Raw genomic sequence first — 16,839 nt, forward strand, 5'->3', positions numbered from 1 at the left:
GGGCTGTGCCCTCTGACAGTCGGCAGCGGCTCAGACCATCGCCAGCCGCTGCTTGCGTTGTGGCGCTTGAAACGCCTGGTCCAGCGCCGCCAGATCCCCGGCGTCCAGTTGCAGTTGCGCCGCTTGTGCATTGAGTCGCACGTGTTCCGGCCGCACAGCCTTGGGGATCGCAATCACACCATCCTGACGCAGAATCCACGCCAGCGAAACCTGCGCCGGGGTCGCGTCGTGACGAGCGGCAATCTGCTGCAGGACCGGGTCGGCGAGCAACGCACCGCCCTGGCCAATCGGGCAGTAGGCCATCAGCGGCATGCGCTGTTGCTGACACCACGGCAGCAGGTCGAATTCGATGCCGCGTTCCTCCAGGTTGTACAGCACCTGGTTGGTGGCGCAGGCCGGAGCGGACAGTTCTTGCAGATCATCGACGTCGAAATTCGACACGCCCCAGCGGCCGATCTTGCCGTCCTCGCGCAGCCGTTCGAAAGCCTCGACGGTTTCTTCCAGCGGATACTGGCCGCGCCAGTGCAGCAGATACAGGTCGATGTAGTCGGTGTCGAGCCGGCGCAGACTGCGCTCGCAGGCCTGGGGAATGCCTTTGCGGCTGGCGTTGTGCGGGTAGACCTTGCTCACCAGGAACACCCGGTCGCGCAGGCCGGCGATGGCTTCGCCGACCACCACTTCGGCGCCGCCTTCCGCGTACATTTCAGCGCTGTCGATCAGGCTCATGCCCAGTTCGATGCCGCTGCGCAGGGCCGCCACTTCACGCTTGTGCGCCGAGCGGTCTTCGCCCATGCGCCAGGTGCCCTGACCGATCACCGGAACCTGCACGCCTGCCAGTTCGAGGGTACGCATTCAAACCTCCTTTCTGAAATCGTCGATACCTGAGTGGGCAGCAGGATAGCCCACGGGTTCCGCGCGGTTCCAGAAAGGAGGAGGGCGATTATTTTGCGGAGAACTTCAGAACCACGCTCTGGGTATAGGTCTGCCCGGGATCCAGTCGCGTGCTCGGGAAGTCCGGCTGATTCGGCGAGTCCGGATAATGCTGGGTCTCAAGCGTGAACGCGCCCCAATGCGGATACACCTTGCCCGCCTTGCCCTTGACCGTGCCGTCAAGGAAGTTGCTGGTGTAGAACTGCACGCCCGGTTCGCTGGTGTACAGCTGCAAGTGACGGCCGGATTGCGGGTCACTGACCTCGGCGGCCAGTTGTTTGATATCGCCTTTGTTATCCAGTGCCCAGTTGAAATCGAAGCCGCCCTGTTTCGGCTCGGCAAATTTCAGTTGCGGGTGATCGGCCTTGATGTGCTGGCCGATGGCGGTGGGTTTGGTGAAGTCCATCGGCGTGCCGGCCACCGGGGCCAGTTCGCCGGTCGGGATCAGTTTGGCGGTGACCGGGGTGTAGCGGCTGGCGTGCAGGGTGGCGAGCTGCTTGAGGATGTCGCCGTTACCGGCACCGGCCAGGTTGAAATAGCTGTGGTTGGTCAGGTTGAGCACCGTCGGTTTGTCGGTACTAGCCTTGTAGTCGATGCGCAGCTCATTGCTGTCGGTCAGGCGATAGGTGACCTCGGTGGTGAGGTTGCCGGGGAAACCCATTTCACCGTCCGCCGACAGGTACGTCAGGGTCACGCCCACCGAATCCTTGTCCTTGGTCTCCTGCGCTTTCCAGACCTTCTTGTCGAAGCCCTGGGTGCCGCCATGCAGCGCGTTGGTCTTGTCGTTCTGCGGCACCTGATAACGCTTGCCGTCGAGTTCGAAAGCGCCATCGGCCAGGCGATTGCCGAAGCGACCGATGGTCGCGCCGAAGTACGCCGTGCCTTTCTGGTAGCCCTGCACATCGTCGAAACCGAGTACTACATCGTCGAGCTTGCCGTGTTTGTCCGGCACTTGCAGCGCCTGCAGCGTCGCGCCGTAGGTGATGACGGTGGCCTGCATGCCGTGGCTGTTGCGCAGGATGAATTGCTCGACGGGAGTGCCGTCATTGGTTTTGCCGAAAGCTTTGTGTTCGCTGGAGAGGCCAGCGGCCTGGGCGCAGAGGGGCGAGAGCATCAGGGACAGTCCGAGGCCGGGGAGCAGGTGACGGGATTGAAGCATGGTTGATCTTCCTTTTTGTTGTTGTTTTGAGAAATATCGATAAATAGTCAATCTAATTTTCGTGCTGAAGGACATTTATAGTGGATTAAACGTTTATTGCAAAAATAAAGTCCGACTAAATTGAATGATGGTATTCGCACCGAAGGTCGGGAAACGATATTGGCACCGCACTTTTCCGTGATCGCCGGCTCTATCCATGGCCAGGTTGCGGTGACTCCCGCCGCACAGGAATGTGTCCGTTCGAGAATTCATGCCCCGAGTCGTTACCCAGATCACTGTGTTTTTGCGTTGTCTGTGCCTGTTGCCGGCGTGTCTGTCGACGCTGTTGCTCGGCGGTTGCAGTCATCAGGACGGCAACGATTTCGTCACCCAGTTTCGCCAGGCCAAACCCCAGGAGTTTCTCCAGACCAGCGTCGACCGCATGGCGACCCTGGCGATGCGCGACAACCTCGACAGCCTCTATCTGCTGATGAGCAAGCTCTACCTGCGCAACCCGGACGAGTTGCGCAAATCAGGATTTCTCGACGTCAACACGGCGGTGAAACAGGTGCGCCAGGCCATCGAGCAGCAACAGCCGCTGCCGACCCTGGGCGGCAAGAAGGACCTGGCGGCCCTGAGTTACGCCATGAGCCCGGAGTTTCTCGGGGATCGGGTCGGCGCTTTCATCTATGCGATCGGCAGCATGTTGGTGACCGCTCACGGCAACCGCCTCGAGTTCTACATGACCGACGCGATCAACCCGACCTTCGTCAACAACGCCGCGCGCAATATCGAGAAGGCCACATGGATTCTGTCCCAGCGTCAGAACAAGGAAGGCCAGCCGCTGTTGTTCTCCAATGAAATTTCCGAGGAGGGCAGCAACCTGAGTTTCGCCACCGAATTCGGCAAAGTCGTGGCGCGCCTGGACCTGCTGACCCAGATGCTCGATGAGCGTTACCGGCGTATCGGTCTGAACTACGCGCAGAGTCTGTTGTTCCTGAATTTCCTGCCGGTGCAGTGAACGCCGTCTCGCGGAGTATAGTGGAAAGGCATAACGATAGATCCTATCGATATAGGAGGTTATAAGAAAAATCGCTATGCTGCGGGCCAGATTTTTCCTGTCGTTTTTCTGGACGTCTTAATGGAATTGGCAAATTTCGGCCTGGTGATTGCCGGGCTGGTGGTGGGTTTTATTGTCGGCATGACCGGTGTCGGCGGCGGTTCGCTGATGACGCCGATCCTGCTGTGGTTCGGCATCAACCCGGCGACAGCGGTGGGCACTGACCTGCTGTACGCCGCCATTACCAAATCCAGCGGCGTTCTGGTTCACAAGAAAAACAACAACATCGACTGGTCCATCACCGGTTGGCTGACCCTCGGCAGCGTGCCGGCGGTGGCGATGACCTTGTGGTTTCTCAGCACCCTGCACACCGCGCCGGATGCGATGAACGCCATCATCAAACAAGCCCTGGGCTTCGTGCTGTTCGCCACGGCGCTGGCGATTTTCTTCAAGAAGCGTCTGCTGGCGTTCGCCCACAAACGGGCTGGCGGCAACTACAACCCGAGCGGCGCACGCCTGAATGCCATGACCGTGCTCACCGGGCTGATCCTTGGCACCATGGTTGCGCTGACCTCGATCGGTGCCGGCGCCCTGGGCACTGTTGCGCTGTTCATTCTCTATCCGCTGCTGCCGACCCGGCGCCTGGTCGGCACCGAAATCGCTCACGCCGTACCGCTGACCCTGGTCGCCGGCCTTGGCCACGCGAGCATGGGCAACATGGATTGGGGCGTGCTGGGCTACCTGTTGCTCGGCTCGCTGCCGGGCATCTGGCTCGGCAGCCACCTCACCGGGCGCATCTCCGACGAACTGCTGCGCCCGTGCCTGGCGACCATGCTGGTACTGATCGGGTACAAACTGGCGTTCTGATCTGACGCCAATCCCTGCGATTTTCCCCGCATCAAACCGTCATGAAAGATCATCAAATGCCGGTCAGGATCAGCACCTGGCCGGTTGCGCAAAATCGTTGCTGACCTACGCTTTGAGCAAGGCGAAACACTTTTGCCGGGCGCCCCCCGGAACAATCGCCACGATGCGCAATCATTAGAGCGTGGATATCAAAAGGAGATGCGCATGCTCATCAGGTCATTGACCCTGACACTCTTGCTGGCGATTGCCGGCCCCTTGTTCGCCGCTGAAAACGACTCGCCGACTGCCGGGGATGTGGGGAGGTTCCGGCCACTGATCGTGATCGCGTCCAGCACTGTTGATCCCAAGTGGACGAGCCTGAAAAAGGAGCTGGAAGATCCAGCCAACAAAAAAGGCGTCGCCGATCGCAATATCAAGGTCTACACGATCCTCAACATGGCCGGCCAGCTCGATGGCAAGGACCTCGGTCAGCAGGACACCATGGCGCTGCTGCGCTCCCTGAAAATGGGCGCCGGGGCTTATCCGAAGTTCTTCCTGATCGGCAAGGACGGCGAAACCAAACTCTCCGCATCGGGCGACGAAACGGCGTCGGTGAACCTGAAGAAAATCTTCGACACCATCGATGCCTTGCCAGCATCCGAGAAGGAGGTCGTCGTACCGAGCGTGGCAACGCCAGCCGCCACCGAGCCGGCACCGGCGAAAGGCGCGAAGGGCACCAAACCCGCCAAGCCAGCCAAACCGAGCAAGCCGCCGGAAATGCCGGATGATTGAGGGGTTGCTTCAGGGGTGATGAATTTTAATCGTCCTGGACTGGCGATTGCAGGCGTAGCCTCAAGCACAATAAAAATGGGCGACCTTTGCAGGTCGCCCATTTTTATTGCTGGATCACTCGGCCAACTCTCCGAGAATCCGGTGCGCAATCTTCACCCGTTCCGCATTCGGATAATTACGGTTGGCCAGAATCACAATGCCGATCTTCTTCGACGGCACGAACGCCGCATACGCGCCGAAGCCGCTGGTGGAGCCGGTCTTGTTGAACAGTACGTTCTGCGGTTCCGGTTGTGGCGGGTTGAGCCATTGGACCTTGTGCGCTTCCATCGCCATCGGCGTGGAGTTGCCATCCAGCAAGCGCTCAAGGCTGATCGGGTATGTGTAGCGTTCCCAGCCCAGGCCCTGAGTCATGTCGCCGACGGTGTAGTAACCGGTGTGGGTGAGGGCGATGGCTTTTTGTAGCGGTGCTTCGAGTTTCGCGCTGTTGAGGTTGGCGTCGAGGTACTTGAGCAGATCTGCTGCGCTGGTCTTCACCCCGTAGGCTTCACCGTCGAGGGCGCCGGGGCCGACGCGTACCGGTTTGTCAGTCTTGTCATAGCCCTGGGCGTAGAGATCCGCGTGCGTCGTTGGCACCTTCAGGAAGGTGTGCTGCAAGCCAAGTTTCGGCAGCAGCGTTTCGGTCATCGCCTGATCGAACGGTTGGCCGAGGCTTTTGGCGGTCAGGAAGCCGAACAGCCCGATACTCGGGTTGGAGTACTGGCGATGGCTGCCTGCGGGATAAACCGGTTTCCAGTGTTGGAAATAACCGAGCATCTTGTCGGAAGAATCCGCGTTGTCCGGAAATTGCAGCGGCAGGCCGCCAGCGCTGTAGGTGCCGAGTTGCAGTACGCTGATCTTGTCGAAGGCGCTGCCGCGAAGGGCGGGGAGGACGCTGCTGGCCATAGCCGAGAAATCCAGTTTGCCGCTGGCCTGGGCGTAACCGCCGAGGGTTGCGGTGAAGGTTTTGCTCACCGAGCCGATCTCGAACAGGGTGTTTTCGCTGACTTTCTGACCGGTATCCTTCGCCGCGACGCCGTAGTTAAAGTAATGCGGCTGGCCATCGACCGTGATGGCCACGGCAAGGCCGGGAATGTTCTGTTGTTGCATGACGGGCGCGACCGTCGCATCGACCAGCGCTCGCATCTGCTCCTCGGAATGAGGCGCGGCCAGGCAGGCGGCGGTGCTGAAGAAAAGTCCGAAGGCGCTATAGGACTTGAGTCTGGTCAGTTTTCTTGGATGCATGTGGAAACCACTCTCCATGAGTGTTGATTGTCTTATGCCGCTACACTGCGAGCGGTTTTCGTCAGGCGGCTGATCAGCGCCGCCAAATCTAGGCAGTCCGGCGGCGATCGACAAACGACGATATCTCAGATGAGCCATTAGAAAAATTTGGGACTGGCCATGATTCGACCTCAATTGCCCCTCAATGCCCTGCGTGCGTTCGAAGCTTCCGCGCGTCATCTGAGCTTCACTCGCGCCGCCGTGGAGTTGTGCGTGACCCAGGCGGCGGTGAGCCATCAGGTGAAAAGCCTCGAGGCGCAGCTCAACGTGACCCTGTTCAAACGCTTGCCCCGTGGGCTGATGCTGACCGGGGAAGGGGAAACCTTGCTGCCGGTTCTGACCACCTCTTTCGACCATATCGCGCAGATGCTCGAGCGTCTGGCGGGCGGGCAGTATCGGGAAATGCTCACGGTCGGGGCGGTCGGGACGTTCGCTGTCGGCTGGTTGTTGCCGAGGCTGGCGGACTTCCAGGCGAAACATCCGCTAATAGATTTGCGGCTGTCGACCAACAACAACCGGGTCGATGTTGCCGCTGAGGGGCTGGATTATGCGATCCGCTTTGGCGCGGGCGCGTGGCATGGCATCGAAGCAACGCGCTTGCTTGAAGCACCGCTGTCGGTGTTGTGCGTGCCGGAGCTGGCCCGGCAACTGCACACGCCGGGGGACTTGCTGCAACAGCGCCTGTTGCGCTCCTATCGCACCGATGAATGGCCGGAGTGGTTTCACGCCGCAGGTCTTGCGACCCACGCCGCGCCGCCGCAAAGCATCGTGTTCGACTCGTCGCTGGCGATGATGGAGGCGGCGTTGCAGGGCAGTGGCGTGGCCCTGGCGCCGCCGATGATGTTTGCCCGGCAACTGGCGGCAGACACCATCCGCCAGCCGTTTGCCATCGAAATCACCACCGGCAGCTATTGGCTGACCCGGTTGCAGTCACGGCCGGAAACCTCGGCGATGACGGCGTTCAAACACTGGCTGCTGCAAGCCTCGGCCTGATACGCGACCTCGATCTGTGGGATGTTCAGCGCACCAGGCACGGCTTTTTGTTATCGAACTTCCAGCCGGGAATCAGAAACTGCATCGCCACGCTGTCGTCCCGCGCGCCCAGGCCCATGCCTTTGTACAGCTCGTGGGCCTTGGCGACTTGATCCAGATCCAGTTCCACCCCCAGCCCCGGTTTCTGTGGCACTTGCACGCAACCGTCGACAATCTGCAGCGGCGCTTTGGTCAGGCGCTGGCCGTCCTGCCAGATCCAGTGAGTGTCGATGGCGGTGATATCACCCGGTGCCGCTGCCGCGACGTGGGTGAACATTGCCAGGGAAATGTCGAAGTGGTTGTTGGAGTGCGAGCCCCAGGTCAGGCCCCACTCGTGGCACATCTGCGCCACGCGCACCGAGCCCTGCATCGTCCAGAAGTGCGGGTCGGCCAGCGGAATGTCCACTGATTGCAGCTGGATTGCATGGCCCATTTCCCGCCAGTCGGTGGCGATCATGTTGGTCGCGGTTTTCAGGCCGGTGGCACGGCGGAACTCGGCCATCACCTCGCGGCCCGAGTAGCCGTTTTCCGCGCCGCACGGGTCTTCGGCGTAAGCCAGAACCTGATGCTGATCGCGGCACAGGCGCACGGCTTCTTTCAGTGACCACGCACCGTTCGGGTCGAGGGTGATGCGTGCGTCGGGGAAACGTTCGGCCAGCGCCGTCACCGCTTCGATTTCGGCATCGCCACTGAGCACGCCGCCCTTGAGCTTGAAGTCCTGGAAGCCATAGCGTGCGTGCGCAGCCTCGGCCAGACGCACCACGGCGTCGGCGCTCAGGGCTTTTTCGTGGCGGACGCGGAACCAGTCGTTGTCGGCGTCCGGTTCGCTGCGGTAGGCGAGGTCGGTTTCCCGCGGGTCGCCGACGTAGAACAGATAACCAAGCATTTTCACTGCATCACGTTGCTGGCCTTCGCCGAGCAGCGCCGCCACCGGCACGTCGAGGTGCTGGCCGAGCAGGTCGAGCAGAGCGGCTTCCAGGCCGGTGACGGCGTGGATGGTGATGCGCAGGTCGAAGGTTTGCAGGCCCCGGCCGCCGGCATCGCGGTCAGCGAAGGTCTGGCGGACTTGATTGAGGATTTTCTGATAGGTGCCGATCGGGCTGCCGACCACCAGGGCACGTGCGTCTTCCAGCGTCTGGCGGATGCGCTCGCCACCGGGCACTTCGCCGACGCCGGTGTGCCCGGAATTGTCCTTGAGGATGACGATGTTGCGGGTGAAAAACGGCCCGTGGGCGCCGCTCAGGTTCAGCAGCATGCCGTCGTGGCCGGCCACCGGAATGACTTGCATGTCGGTGATGATCGGGGCTTTGGCGATGTCGTGGATGGTCATGGTTGTTGTCCTTCGTAACGGAATTCAGGCGTGCTTCGGCGCGGCATCGGCCACGGCGACGTCAGGTGCGGATTTGGGTTGGGTGCGGGCGTAGAAGACGATGATCGCGGCGATGATCGAGGTTCCGGCCAGGCCGTAGAGGCCGCCCTGGATCGAGCCGGTGTGTTGTTCGAGCAGGCCGAAGGTGGTCGGCGCGACGAAGCCGCCGAGGTTGCCCACCGAGTTGATCAGCGCGATCACCGCAGCGGCGATGCGCGCATCGAGGTACGCCTGGGGAATCGGCCAGAACAGCGACGAGGCGGATTTGAAGCCCAGTGCGGCAAAACAGATCGCCACGAAGGCAAAGACCGGCCCGCCGGTGGTCGACATGAACATCCCCGCCGCCGCGATCAGCAATGCCGTGGCAACCCACGCCTGTTGGTGCTTCCACTTCGCCGAGAACGACGCGAAGGCGTACATGCCGAGGATCGACAGCAACCACGGAATCGAGTTGAACAAACCGACCTGGAAGTCGCTCATCTCGCCCATCTTCTTGATGATGCTCGGCAGCCAGAAGGTCGCGGCGTAGATGGTCAGTTGAATGAAGAAGTAGATCAGGCAGAACAGGATGATCTGACGGTCCTTGAGCAGCTTGCCCAGTGACGGCTTGATCGCCGTCGCGGCTTCCCGCGCCCGTTGTTCGGCGTCGATGGCGTCGACCAGCGCGTCCTGTTCGGCGCGGCTCAGCCACTTGGCGTCGTGGGGTTTGGCGTCGAGCCAGAACCAGACGAACACGCAAAGGCCGACCGAGAACATCCCTTCAATGAAGTACATCCATTGCCAGCCGTGCATGCCCAGGCCGTTGATTTGCAACAGCAGGCCGGACAGCGGGCCAGAGATCAGCGAGGCCACTGCCGAACCGCTGAGGAAGATTGCGATCGCCTTGCCGCGCTCGGCCGCCGGCAGCCAGCGAGTGAAGTAATAGATCACCCCTGGAAAGAAGCCGGCCTCGGCCACGCCGAGCAGAAATCGCAGGATATAGAAGTGTGTTTCGTTCTGGATGAACGCCATGCCGGCGGCCACCAGGCCCCAGGTGAGCATGATCCGGGTCAGCCAGATCCGTGCGCCGACCTTTTGCAACAGCATGTTGGAAGGGACTTCGAACAGCGCGTAACCGATGAAGAACAGACCGGCGCCGAAACCATAGGCAGCGGCACCGATGCCCAGGTCGTGTTCCATGTGAGTACGGACGAAGCCGATGTTCACCCGGTCAATGTAGTTGACGATGAACATGATCACGAACAGCGGCAGGATGTGGCGTTTGACTTTGGAAATGGCCGAGGACAGCGCTGAGTCGACGCCCTCGTTCATCCCGGTAATGGATGTTTTCACTGGATTTTCTCCCACTCGTTATTTTTATGCGGGGTGTGGCTGGATGTTGCGTTGTTGATAGACATCATACAACTAGATTTTTTTGTCCTACAAGGTTGGCGAGCCAATCAAATTTCTCTGTATGGGACGTTTTTTATGCTTTTTGATTTGAATGTGCCGTTTTATTGGGCTTTGATGGGTTTTGTAGGCGGCGTCTTGCGGTGGGCTTTCTTCAGGATGTTTCATGGGAAAGTAGATTTTTGAGCCGGGATTTGTAAGTTTCTTGAATGTTGTCATACAAGTTGAGGTGTGTTTCCACGCAGATTTCACTCAATGCTCAAGCCTCGCGGTGCTACGATCCGAAAGCCCCGTCCACCGGAACCGACCATGCAAGAAGACCTCGACGCCCCGGCGCGCAAGCGCAGCCACAGCCTGGCCCACGACCTGGTGGAAAAACTGGCCCAGAGCATCCTGCTCGGCCAGATGCTGCCGGGGGACAAGTTGCCTTCGGAAAACTCGATCGTTCAGGAGCACGGTGTCAGTCGCACGGTGGTGCGCGAGGCGATTTCCAAGTTGCAGGCTTCAGGTCTGGTGGAAACGCGTCACGGCATCGGCACGTTTGTCATCGAGCGTGCGCCGGAGCAGGGCTTGCGACTGAATGTCGACACGGCGCTGGGGGTACGCAGCATTCTGGAGTTGCGCATGGGCCTGGAAACCCAGGCGGCGGCGCTGGCGGCGCAACGCCGGACCGAGCAGCAACTGGTGCAGATGCGTCAGTCCCTGGACGACTATCAGCGCCTGCTCGCCAACAACGACAGTTGCGTCGAGGCCGACCGGCGCTTTCATCTGTTGATCGCCGAGGCTACCGGCAATGCCTGTTTCACTGAAATCACCCAGCATTTGGGCAACGCCATGATTCCGCGAGCCCGGGTCAATGCCGCCGAGCGGGGGGCGGCGGATTTGAGCAAGCTCGGGCAACTGGCCAATCTGGAACACGAGGCGATTCTCAACGCGATCAAGCGTCAGGACCCGGACGCTGCCCGCGCGGCAATGTGGCTACACCTGACCAACAGCCGCGACCGGTTCTCGGCGGGAGATGCCTGACCACAGCGCTTCGCGGGAGTGGGCTTGCCCACGAAAGCGTCGGCACCTCCAACTGCATCATTGACTGACCTGGCGCATTCGCGAGCAAGCCCGCTCCCACGGGGCTCGAAGCAATGTGGGCGCGAGGTCAGTTCAGCAGTCCTTTCAAGCCTTCCAGCGGTAGCGGGCGGCTGTGCAGGTAGCCTTGATACAAGTGGCAGCCCAGGCCTTGCAGGAATGCCAGTTGTTCCGGGGTTTCCACGCCTTCGGCGATGACTTCCAGTTCCAGGCTGCGGGCCATGGCGACGATGGCGCGAATGATTTCGGCGTCGTTGGGGTCGGTGGTGGCGTCGCGGATGAACGACTGATCGATCTTCAGCGTGTCCACCGGCAAGCGCTTGAGGTAGGTCAGCGATGAATAACCGGTGCCGAAATCGTCCATGGCGAAGCTCACGCCGAGCTTCTTCAGGCGGCGCATTTTGCTGATGGTGTCGTCCAGGTTCTGAATGACGATGCCTTCGGTGATTTCCAGTTTCAGCAGCGAGCAGGGCAGGCCATGGCTGCTCATGCTGTGTTCGATGCGTTCGACGAAATCGTTCTGGCGGAACTGGCGCGGGCTGATGTTCACGCACAGGGTGAAATTCAGCGGATCGACCAGGCCTTCGGCAATCAGGTTTTTGAACGCGCAGCAGGCCTCGTCGAGAATCCAGGTGCCGACTTCGAGGATCAGTCCGCTGTCTTCCAGCACTTTGATGAATTCCCCCGGCGATTGTGCGCCGAGTTCCGGATGGTTCCAGCGCACCAGGGCTTCGGCGCCGATGATGCGATTGTCCTGAGCGTCGATCTGCGGTTGGTAATGCACGTCGAATTCGCCACGGGACAGCGCCAGGCGCAGGTCGGTTTCCATGCGCAGCCGCTCGCTGGCCGCTTTCTGCATGGTGTTGTGGTACATCTGCGTGGTGTTGCGCCCGGAATCCTTGGCCCGGTACAGGGCGATGTCGGCGCGCTTGAGCAGATCGGTCGGGGTCGAACCGTGATCGGGAATCAGCGCCACGCCGATGCTCGGCGTCACTTGCAGGCGCTGGCCGTCGAGGAACATCGGTTCCGAGAGTAGTTCGCGGATGGTGTCGGCCAGGGCGCGCACCTGGGTGCTGACTTCGTTGCGTGTGCCCTCCAGACCGCTGAGCAGCACCACGAATTCATCGCCGCCGAGGCGGGCGACGGTGTCTTCCATGCGCACGCTGGCTTCGAGTCGCGCGGTGATGATTTTCAGCACGGTGTCGCCGACCGGGTGGCCCAGCGAGTCGTTGATGTGCTTGAAGTGATCCAGGTCGAGAAACAGCAACGCGCCGCGCAGGTTGTGGCGTTTGAGCAGGGCGATCTGCTGGCTCAGGCGATCCATCAGCAAGGCGCGGTTGGGCAGGTTGGTCAGCGGGTCGTGATAGGCCAGGTGACGGATCTGTGCTTCGGCGTTTTTCAGCAGGCTGACGTCCCGGGCGGTCAGCAGCAGGCACGCGGTTTCGTTGAGGGTGATCGGCTCGACCGAGACTTCCACGGTCAATATTTCCCCGCGCTTATTGCGCCCAAGCATCTCCTGGTGATGAACGCGGCCCTTGATCTGCAATTCGGCGAGCAGCGCCGAGCGTTGTTTTTCCTCGGCCCAGATGCCGACCTGATACACGGTCTTGCCCACCACTTCATCGGCGCGATAGCCGGTGAGGCGACAGAAACCGTCGTTGACCTCCAGATAACGCCCGGTGTCGCGTTCGGTGATGGTGATCGCGTCGGGGCTGGAGTGGAACGCCTTGGCGAACTTCTCTTCGCTGGCCTTGAGTGCCGCTTCCGAGCGTTGTTGCTGGGTGATGTCGCGCAGGGTGGTGACGATGCACGGTTGGTTGCCGACGCTGATCTGTCGGCTGGAAATCACGCAGGTCAGCGACTGGCCGTCCTTGTGCTGGACGATGATCGCGACATTGCTCAGGCCTTGTTCGCGGATCACCCGTTCGATGCGTTGCAGGCTTTTCGCCGAGGCGTCCCACAGGCCGATTTCTTCGGCAGTGTGGCCGATCACGTCGTGGGTGGTCCAGCCGAAGGTCTGGGTGAAACTGGAGTTGATCTCGATGAATTCGCCAGTGTCCTGGCGGGTCACGCAGATCGGGTCGGGGCTGACCTGGAACAGCGTGGCGAATTTCTCTTCCGAGGCTTCGAGGCGCTGTTCGCGTTCGACCTGATCGGTGATGTCCAGCAAGGTGCCGGCCATGCGCAGTGGCATACCCTGGTCGTCGCGGTAGAGGCGGGCACGGCTTTCCAGATAGCGCGAGCTGCCGTCCGGCAGTTGAACGCGATAGGTCAGTTGATAGTTGCCTGCCGGGCCTTCGCGCAAGCTGCGATAAGCGTTGCGCATGGTGTCGCGCTCTTCGCCGGGCACGCCTTCGAAAAACTCCTCGAAGGGTTCGTGGAAGGGTTTCGGGTCCAGCCCGTGCAATTGCGCGGCCCGCGCCGAGCCGTAGAGCATGCCGCTGGGAATGTGCCAGTCCCAAGTGCCCAGTTGTGCCGAATCCAGCGCCAGGTCGAGGCGTTCCTGGCTGTCCTTGAGGGCCAGTTCCGCCGCTTTGCGCTCGGTGGTGTCGAGAAAAGTGCTGAGCAGGTACGGCTGGCCTTCGAGTTCGACCTTCTGTGCGCTGAGAATGCCGTCGTGCACCTGGCCGTTGCTGGCGCGAAATTGCACCTCCATGCTGATCAGTTCGCCCTTGGCCTTGGTCTTCTTGACCAGTTCCGCGCGCTGTTCGGGATGTACCCACAGGCCCAGCTCCAGGGTGGTGCGACCGATGGCGTTCTGCACCGGCCAGCCGAACAGGCTTTCGAAATACTGGTTGGCTTCGCTGATCAGGCCGTCTTCCTGGCGCGTCAGCAACACCATGTTCGGACACAGATGAAACAGCGTGGCGAAACGTTTCTCCGAGCTGCTGAGCGCCTGTTCCCGTTGCCTTTGGTGGGTGATTTCCCGGATCACCCCGATCATTCGGGGCCGGCCGTGCTTGTCGGGCAGCAGGCTGCCGTTGATCTCCAGCCAGTGCAGGCTGCCGTCGGGCCAGCGGATGCGGTGGTGCATGGCCTGTTCCAGCGGCGCGCCGGCAATCACCGCGTGGAACGCGCGAATGGTTTTTGCCCGGTCTTCCGGGGGCAGCAGGTCGAGATATTCCAGATCTTCGGGCAGGGGTTGCCGTGGGTCGAAGCCGAACAACGCCTGGGTGCCGCGTGACCAACTGATCTGCCCGCGCTCGATGTCCCAATACCAGGCGCCGAGGCGGGCGCCATTGAGCGCCGCGAGCAATTGCGGCGCACTTTCCCAACTCTGCTCGGAACGCCGTGGATCAATGGCCTGAATACGCGGCATCGGCGGAATACGGTCAACAGATTTCGGCATTGTTAAGGGGCCTTGGGCTGGTTTGGGCGTTTGGCACGGGGATCGCAGCTCTATAGGAGTAGCACAAGTCAGCCGTGAGTCCCTGGCAGATCGATTTGTGCATCCAGCAAGGCCATAAAGGCCCGTGCCGCGTTCGACAGCGTCCGTTCGGTGTGCAGGATATAGCCTAGCTGGCGACTGAGCTGTATGCCCGGCAAAGGTATCCGCGCCACCTGGTCGTCGAGCATGGTGCGCGGCAGGACGCTCCAGGCCAGGCCAATGGAGACCATCATCTTGATGGTTTCCAGATAGTTGGTGCTCATGGCGATGTTCGGCGTCAGGCCCTGGGCCTCGAACAGGCGCTGGACGATATGGTGGGTAAAGGTGTTGCCGCCGGGAAAAACCGCCGGATGACCGGCGATGTCCGCCAGATTGACCGCGCCGTTATTGATCAGCGAGTGCTCCGGGGCGACCACGAAATCCAGCGGGTCGTCCCATACCGGGGTAGCCTTGACCAGTGCGTGAGGGTCCGGGGCCAGGGTAATCACCGCCAGCTCGGCCCGGCCGTGGAGAATTTCCTCGTAGGCCACTTCCGAATCGAGGAACTGAATATCCAGCGCAACCTGTGGGTAGCGGCGAGTGAACTCCCTTAATAAGGGCGGCAGGCGGTGCAAGCCGATGTGGTGACTGGTGGCCAGGGTCAGGCGGCCGCTGACCTCGCCGGTCAGGTTGGTCAGGGCGCGGCGGGTGTCGTCCAGCACGTTGAGAATCTGGTAAGCCCTTGGCAGCAAGGCCCGGCCGGCCTCGGTCAGGCCGACTTCACGGCCCAGTCGATCGAACAGCCGCACCTTCAATTGCTGTTCCAGGCCGGCGATGCGTTTGCTGATTGCCGGTTGCGTCAGGTGCAGGCGCTCGCCGGCACCGGAGAAGCTGCCGGTTTCGGCAATTGCGATAAAGGCATTGAGATTGGCCAGGTCCATGGTTGTATTCCAGTTGGTTATTCAAAGCATAAAAAATATGAATTTGAGTTATTCAATCTAACCTCATAGGATCGACCTCACAAGCCAAAGGGATATAGAAAAGCCCAGGGCATAGAAACAAGCTGATGAGGAAACGTCTGATGGCCGGCAAAACGCTCTACGACAAGCTCTGGGATTCGCATTTGGTCAAACAGCGCGACGATGGCTCCGCGCTGATCTACATCGACCGTCACATCATCCATGAAGTGACCTCGCCGCAAGCCTTCGAAGGCCTGCGTCTGGCCGGGCGCAAGCCATGGCGCATCGATGCCAACATCGCGACCCCGGACCACAACGTACCGACCACGCCGGAGCGCAAGGGCGGCATCGAAGCCATTGCCGACCAGGTCTCGCGTTTGCAGGTTCAGACCCTCGATGACAACTGTGATGAGTACGGCATCGTCGAGTTCAAGATGAACGACGTCCGCCAGGGCATCGTCCACGTCATCAGCCCGGAGCAGGGCGCGACCTTGCCGGGCATGACCGTGGTCTGCGGCGACTCCCACACCTCGACCCACGGCGCCTTCGGTGCCCTGGCGCACGGTATCGGCACTTCCGAGGTCGAGCATGTGCTCGCCACCCAGTGCCTGGTCGCCAAGAAAATGAAGAACATGCTGGTGCGTGTCGAAGGCCAGTTGCCGTTCGGCGTGACCGCCAAGGACATCGTCCTCGCCGTAATCGGCAAGATCGGCACCGCCGGCGGTAACGGCCATGCCATCGAATTCGCCGGCAGCGCGATCCGCGACCTGTCCGTCGAAGGCCGCATGACCATCTGCAACATGTCCATCGAAGCCGGCGCCCGTGTGGGTCTTGTAGCGGCAGACGAAAAGACCGTGGAATACGTCAAGGGTCGTCCATTCGCCCCGAAAGGCGCGCAATGGGACGCAGCGGTCGAGTCCTGGAAAGACCTGGTGTCCGACGCCGATGCCAAATTCGACACCGTGATCGAGCTCGACGCCGCGCAGATCAAGCCGCAAGTCAGCTGGGGTACGTCGCCGGAAATGGTGTTGGCCGTTGACCAGAATGTGCCGGATCCGGCCAGGGAAGTGGATCTGGTCAAGCGCGATTCGATCGTCCGCGCCTTGAAATACATGGGTTTGAGCGCCAATCAGGCGATCACCGACATTCAGCTCGACCGCGTGTTCATCGGTTCCTGCACCAACTCGCGAATCGAAGACTTGCGCGCGGCGGCGGAGATTGCCAAGGGCCGTAAGGTCGCCTCGACCATCAAGCAGGCGATCGTCGTGCCGGGTTCGGGTCTGGTGAAGGCTCAGGCTGAAGCCGAAGGTCTGGACAAGATTTTCCTCGAGGCCGGTTTCGAATGGCGCGAGCCGGGTTGCTCGATGTGCCTGGCGATGAACCCGGACCGCCTGGAGTCCGGCGAGCATTGCGCCTCGACCTCCAACCGTAACTTCGAAGGCCGTCAGGGCGCCGGTGGCCGTACCCACCTCGTCAGCCCGGCCATGGCCGCCGCAGCGGCAGTGAACGGTCGTTTCATCGACGTTCGTGAATTGATTCAGGGAGCACAGTAAC

At 61.0% G+C, this 16,839-nt stretch carries 13 protein-coding genes; 6 read left to right on the forward strand and 7 right to left on the reverse strand.

Annotated features, from left to right (window positions below; genetic code table 11):
* Window positions 1-30: 30 nt before the first annotated feature.
* Together N8H74_RS24925 and N8H74_RS24930 are read right to left on the reverse strand one after the other, a co-directional pair.
* Window positions 31-852 carry an aldo/keto reductase gene (locus N8H74_RS24925; protein ID WP_262151082.1) on the reverse strand — a complete coding sequence of 274 codons (822 nt, stop codon included), beginning with the start codon at window positions 850-852 and terminating at the stop codon, window positions 31-33.
* Window positions 853-940: 88 nt separating this feature from the next.
* Complete coding sequence (locus N8H74_RS24930; protein WP_262151084.1) at window positions 941-2,089, reverse strand: aldose epimerase family protein; 1,149 nt, start codon at window positions 2,087-2,089, stop codon at window positions 941-943.
* A 250-nt stretch (window positions 2,090-2,339) separates the two neighbouring features.
* Here N8H74_RS24930 and N8H74_RS24935 point away from each other — a divergent pair, with 250 nt between their 5' ends.
* From N8H74_RS24935 to N8H74_RS24945, 3 genes are all read left to right on the forward strand, one after another.
* Complete coding sequence (locus tag N8H74_RS24935; protein ID WP_262151086.1) at window positions 2,340-3,089, forward strand: hypothetical protein; 750 nt, start codon at window positions 2,340-2,342, stop codon at window positions 3,087-3,089.
* Between the two features lie 120 nt (window positions 3,090-3,209).
* A complete protein-coding gene (locus tag N8H74_RS24940) occupies window positions 3,210-3,995 on the forward strand; it encodes a sulfite exporter TauE/SafE family protein (protein ID WP_262151088.1) in 786 nt (261 codons plus the stop codon).
* A gap of 204 nt (window positions 3,996-4,199) precedes the next feature.
* Window positions 4,200-4,766, forward strand: a complete 567-nt coding sequence (locus N8H74_RS24945) for a DUF4174 domain-containing protein (RefSeq protein WP_262151225.1) — start codon at window positions 4,200-4,202, stop codon at window positions 4,764-4,766.
* A gap of 114 nt (window positions 4,767-4,880) precedes the next feature.
* On the opposite strand, the gene ampC is transcribed toward N8H74_RS24945, so the two are convergent.
* Window positions 4,881-6,047, reverse strand: a complete 1,167-nt coding sequence (gene ampC / locus N8H74_RS24950; RefSeq protein WP_262151090.1) for a class C beta-lactamase — start codon at window positions 6,045-6,047, stop codon at window positions 4,881-4,883.
* A gap of 159 nt (window positions 6,048-6,206) precedes the next feature.
* On the opposite strand from ampC, the gene N8H74_RS24955 reads away from it, so the two are divergent.
* Window positions 6,207-7,079 (forward strand): LysR family transcriptional regulator, encoded by an 873-nt coding sequence (locus N8H74_RS24955; protein ID WP_217831697.1) that lies wholly within the window; start codon window positions 6,207-6,209, stop codon window positions 7,077-7,079.
* Between the two features lie 25 nt (window positions 7,080-7,104).
* Here N8H74_RS24955 and gudD read toward each other — a convergent pair whose 3' ends face one another.
* Window positions 7,105-8,448: a glucarate dehydratase gene (gene gudD / locus N8H74_RS24960; RefSeq protein ID WP_217831698.1), complete on the reverse strand. Its 1,344-nt coding sequence runs from the start codon at window positions 8,446-8,448 to the stop codon at window positions 7,105-7,107.
* A gap of 24 nt (window positions 8,449-8,472) precedes the next feature.
* On the reverse strand, window positions 8,473-9,819 hold the full coding sequence (locus N8H74_RS24965; protein ID WP_217831699.1) for an MFS transporter: 1,347 nt from the start codon (window positions 9,817-9,819) through the stop codon (window positions 8,473-8,475).
* Window positions 9,820-10,185: 366 nt separating this feature from the next.
* Here N8H74_RS24965 and N8H74_RS24970 point away from each other — a divergent pair, with 366 nt between their 5' ends.
* Window positions 10,186-10,902, forward strand: coding sequence for a FadR/GntR family transcriptional regulator (locus N8H74_RS24970; RefSeq protein WP_262151095.1), 717 nt, complete (start codon window positions 10,186-10,188; stop codon window positions 10,900-10,902).
* A 127-nt stretch (window positions 10,903-11,029) separates the two neighbouring features.
* Here N8H74_RS24970 and N8H74_RS24975 read toward each other — a convergent pair whose 3' ends face one another.
* Window positions 11,030-14,308 (reverse strand): bifunctional diguanylate cyclase/phosphodiesterase, encoded by a 3,279-nt coding sequence (locus N8H74_RS24975; protein ID WP_262151097.1) that lies wholly within the window; start codon window positions 14,306-14,308, stop codon window positions 11,030-11,032.
* A 68-nt stretch (window positions 14,309-14,376) separates the two neighbouring features.
* Window positions 14,377-15,267 carry a LysR family transcriptional regulator gene (locus N8H74_RS24980; protein ID WP_217831702.1) on the reverse strand — a complete coding sequence of 297 codons (891 nt, stop codon included), beginning with the start codon at window positions 15,265-15,267 and terminating at the stop codon, window positions 14,377-14,379.
* A 140-nt stretch (window positions 15,268-15,407) separates the two neighbouring features.
* Between N8H74_RS24980 and leuC the strand changes: the two genes are divergently transcribed.
* The gene (gene leuC, locus N8H74_RS24985; RefSeq protein WP_262151099.1) at window positions 15,408-16,838 is read left to right on the forward strand and encodes a 3-isopropylmalate dehydratase large subunit; all 1,431 of its coding nucleotides are present in this window, start codon (window positions 15,408-15,410) and stop codon (window positions 16,836-16,838) included.
* Window position 16,839: the final 1 nt, after the last annotated feature.

The sequence above is a fragment of the Pseudomonas sp. B2M1-30 genome (genome assembly GCF_025447575.1).
Classification (GTDB): Bacteria; Pseudomonadota; Gammaproteobacteria; order Pseudomonadales; family Pseudomonadaceae; genus Aquipseudomonas; species Aquipseudomonas botevensis.